The 4,504-nt window shown below is 68.1% G+C and carries 3 protein-coding genes; 1 reads left to right on the top strand and 2 read right to left on the bottom strand.

The window, feature by feature from the left end; genetic code table 11:
- The coding region (locus Q0627_RS17450; protein ID WP_298811677.1) for an NAD(P)-binding protein at positions 1-591 on the bottom strand (591 nt) is incomplete at its 3' end.
- 63 nt (positions 592-654) lie between these two features.
- Positions 655-2,187, bottom strand: coding sequence for a SpoIID/LytB domain-containing protein (locus Q0627_RS17445; RefSeq protein WP_291012873.1), 1,533 nt, complete (start codon positions 2,185-2,187; stop codon positions 655-657).
- A gap of 298 nt (positions 2,188-2,485) precedes the next feature.
- Here Q0627_RS17445 and Q0627_RS17440 point away from each other — a divergent pair, with 298 nt between their 5' ends.
- Positions 2,486-4,285: an N-acetylmuramoyl-L-alanine amidase gene (locus tag Q0627_RS17440; protein ID WP_291012875.1), complete on the top strand. Its 1,800-nt coding sequence runs from the start codon at positions 2,486-2,488 to the stop codon at positions 4,283-4,285.
- Positions 4,286-4,504 lie beyond the last annotated feature (219 nt).

The following is a 4,504-nucleotide window of genomic DNA, read 5'->3' as shown; positions in this document are numbered from 1 at the left end:
CCCCTCGTAGGTGTCGTTGAAGTAGCGGTTGTCGAAGTTGTAGCGCACCGGCAGCCGGGTGATGTTGCCCGCGGGCAGCTCGGTGGGGTCGGTCTGCCACTGCTTGGCGGTGTAGTGCTTGAAAAACGCCTCGTACAGCGGCCGGCCGATCAGGCTGATCGCCTTCTCCTCGAAGTTCTGGGCGTCGGCGGTGTCGATCTCGCCGGCCTGCTCGGCGATCAGTGCGCGTGCCTCGTCGGGGCTGTAGTACTTGTCGAAGAACTGGCTGATCAGGCCCAGGCCCACCGGCAGCGGATAGGCCTGCCCCCGGTACAGCCCGAACACCCGGTGCTGGTAGCCGGTGAAGTCGGTGAACTGCCGCACGTAATCCCACACCCGCTTGTTGGAGGTATGGAACAGGTGCGCACCGTACTTGTGGATCTCGATGCCGGTCTCCGGCTCGGCCTCCGAGTAGGCATTGCCCCCGATGTGGTGCCGCCGTTCGACGACGAGGACCCGTTTGCCGAGCTGGGTTGCCGCCCGTTCCGCGATCGTCAGTCCGAAAAACCCTGATCCCACCACGAACAGGTCGTACTCATTACTCGATGCCACGAGTGCTCAGCCTATCGGACCGAACCTGAGGATAAGCAGAACGCGCCCCATGCGCTGCCGGGATCAGCGCAGGGCATCGTATCGGGGGAAGCCGACGACCGGTACCCCGCCCTTGCTCAGATAGTCGGCGAGAGCACGCCCGGCCAGCGCGTGGACTCCGGTGTCGGCGGAGAAGAACATCATGCCGCGCTGGAACAACGCGATGACGCCCTGACCGTCGGGGGTGAGGTTGGGGATGCCGATCGCCCGTCCGAGTACCCCGGTGAGGCCGCCGAGGTCGTCGAATCTGCCGTTGATCAGCTGCGTGCCCACCTCGAGCAGCTGCGCCGCACCAGGCAGAAGCTCGTCGAAGATGGTTTCGAGGATGCCGAGATCCGATCCGCCGCCGCGCGGCGGTGCGACAATCCTCGGCTTGCTCGTCTGCCCCTTGATCGCGAAGAACGACGACCGCAGGCCCAGCGTGGTGCGGGCATCCTCGCCGGTCACGACGACGCTGCCGGCCGAGCCGACCACCCGCACCTTCACGGCGCGGCCCCAGTTCGGTCCCAGTCCGTTGGCCTCGATCACCTCGAAGGAGCGCAGGGCACCCACGCCGAAGGCGCCGCCGATGGTGTTGGGACTCAGCGTCACGGTCCAGTTGTGCGACGGCGAGATGACGTCGCCCTTGTCCTCGACCGCGGGGAACTGCCCGCCTGCGGTGTAGCCGCCCGTCGACGCCGAGAACTCGGTGAACGCCGGCTTGCCCGCAGCGAGCCGGACCTGCCCGGCGGTCGCGTCGGCCGCGGCGTTGGTACGCCGATCCTCGACGGACGCACCGCCGTAGACCTGCGAGTTCTGGGTGTCGTCGATTCTCTTGCCGTCGGCGAGCGCGGCGAGCGCGTAGGTGCGTGCGGCCACGGCCTGCGCCTTGATGGCCTCGGCGCCACCGCCGTCGGCCCAGCCGGGGGATATCTCCTTCGGCAGGACACCCTTGACGTAGTCGTCGATGTGCACACGGTTGACCACGCGCCCGCCCGCGAAGCCCAGCGCGCCGCGATACTTGGCGCCCGAGCCGCAGAAGGTGAGGATCTCCCCGGCCGGCCTGCTCGGTCCGGCATGCAGCGGTTCGACGAAGGTGGCCCGCACGGATCGTACGATCGGCCCACCGCAGCCGCTGGTGATGTTCGCTGTGCCCCCGGCCAGGCTCACCGCCTGTCCGGGGGCGACGGTCTGCCCGCCGACCCGCATTCCGGCGACCGCACGCACAGAAACCGAGCCCCGATTCGTCAGAATGACGTCGATCTCGGACCTGTCCGCCTTCCCCGCGGTGGTGCCGCCGTAAAAATGGCGCAGGATCCTGCTTGCAGACCAGCCCTTCTTCGCATAGCCGTACGCACCCCATTGCCCCAGACCACGGCCATGACCGTGACCGTGACCGATCAAGGTCACCGGGCCGTTGGCGGCGAGTTCGACGTCGTCGGCCGAGTCGAATCCGGTCCCGAGCACGAGACCGCCGGCGACGATCACGGGCGCCAGGCCCAGCGCCGTCAACGACAGCCTGCGCTTGCGTGCATCCCGTGGCCGGGTGCCGGTCGTGAACATTCTCAGACGTGGCATGACCGCCGGACTCCCCTCGGGTTACCCCCGCATGTGGTTCGTAGCAGTGGGTGCGTACACGGGCAGGTCACCCGCCGCGAAGCCGTTGCAGCGGGAGACCAGCCGTGACTCATGTGACTAATGTTGCGAATGAGACTGTAGTGACCATAGTGAATCTCTCGCGATAACGATAACCCCACTAGATAACAACAGCATCACGAGTTTCATCTGAACGGCGCGTCGCTCACACCACAGGGCACAGCAGGCGCACAGGATGTACACGGTCGGCGACGCCGCATGACCCGGCAGGAGACTCACCGTGCGATACCCCAGAACCAAGCCACCGATCGTGCTCGCGATCGTCGCCGCGCTGGCCGTCGCGAGCCCGTTCGCGGTCACCTACTTCGGAGCCGATCCCGTCCCGGTCGATCGCACGAACACCGCCGGCATGACATCGGTCGAGGAGATCTCCCTGGCCGACCTCCCTACCTACGCCCTCGACATCGCCACATCGGGCCTCGCCGACCTCGGGATCAAGCTGCCGACGATCGATCCGGCACTGTTCCCCGACCCGGAGACCGGACGCACGGCCCCGGCACCGCCACGAGAACCATCGGCACCGCCGACACGAGAATCATCGGCACCGCCGAGGGGGTCGTTGCCGGACACCGAAGTCGTCAGAACCCCGGCGCCGCGGACCGTGAACCCCGTGCCCAGCTCGAAGATCACACCGGCCAAGCCGGCACCTGCGAAGACCGCGCCGACCAAGACGACACCGACCAAGACGACCTCGACAAGGACGGCACCGACAAGGCGTTCACCGCCGAAGACCACACCCGCAAAGGACGCCCCGGCAAAACGGTCTCCCACAAACAAGAAGCCGCCCACGAAAACGCCAACGGCGAAGCGATCACCGAAAACGGTCGCCCCGGGCTCGGACACGGCGGCGAGGATGCCGGTGGTCTCGCCGCGGATGGCCGACGGCCGACCCGTCGGCGCCGCTGTGCAACGCATCGCCAACAACGGAAAGCCCCTCAAGATGGTGGCGCTGACCTGGGACAAACCCATCGACGCCACCCCTTACCTGCGGGTCCAGGACAAGACCGGCAGATGGGGCCCGTGGACCGAGCTCGACACCGTCGACAGTGCGGGCAGCCCGGGACCGGGAGAACGGCGGCGCCAGAAGTACGTGGGCGGCACCGAACCGCTCTGGGTGGGCGACGCGAAGGCTGCCGAGGTCCTGCTCACCAGGAGCCGCAGAGCCATCCCCGCAGCCGAGACGCAGAGCGGGCTGCTCACCCAGCTGGGCATCGGATCGTCCGATTCGATCATCGCGACGCTCGTCGACACCGTGCTGTCGGCGGTCCGCGCGACGGTGATCACGCCGCGGGGCCTGTTGTCGATCGGATCGTCGGTGCTGACGTCGCTGGCCGGTGGTCCGAAGGTGATCTCGCGGGCCCAGTGGGGTGCCGACGAGAGAATCCGCTGCTCACGGCCCCGCTACAGTCCCCAGCTCAAGGGGGCGGTCGTCCACCACACCGCCGGATCCAACGACTACACGCCCCAGCAGTCCGCCGAGATCGTCCGCGGCATCTACGCGTATCACGCACAGGTCCTCAACTGGTGCGATATCGGCTACAACGTGCTCGTCGACAAGTACGGGCAGATCTTCGAAGGCGCCTACGGCGGTCTGGGCCGCAACGTGGAAGGCAACCACACCGGCGGGTTCAACCGGTCGACACTCGGATTGGCGATGATCGGCGACCTCAACGAGGCTGCGCCGACCGCGCAGATGGTCTCCGCCACCGGCCGTTTCCTGCGCTGGCGCCTGGGCCTGGCGAGGCTGTCACCGGTCGGCACCTCCGCCCTCGAGGCCCGCTACTTCGCCGACAGCAAGTTCGCGGCGGGCAGTGTCGCCGACGTACCGACGATCGCCGCTCACAGCGACCTCAACCACACCGACTGCCCCGGCCTGTACGGCGACGAGGCGCTCACCTCCATCCGCGCCATCGCCGCCGGCGGCACACCGATCGTCCCCGTCCGGCCCTCCCCGACCCGGGCAGCACCGACCCCCGTAGTGGCACCGGCCCCTGTTCCGACTGCACCTTCCGCCCGCTGAGTTACCGGGTCCGGCACAAGCCTGCGCGAGCATTCTGCTGCGAACTACGGCACAATGCGGCGTATGCGCGTGAAAAACACCTCGCAACCCTCCACCGTGTCCACTACCCGCCGCATCGCCGTGGCGGTCGCTGTCACGGCGGGGGCCCCCCCGCCCCCCCGGGGGGGCCGTACCCCCCCCCCCCCCGCCGCGGGGGCCCCCGCCGGGGGCACCGCCAGG

The sequence above is a fragment of the uncultured Gordonia sp. genome, from assembly GCF_937858515.1.
Lineage (GTDB): Bacteria > Actinomycetota > Actinomycetes > Mycobacteriales > Mycobacteriaceae > Gordonia.
Note: the sequence above shows the minus strand (reverse complement) of the source record. Positions and strands in the feature narration are given on the sequence as shown.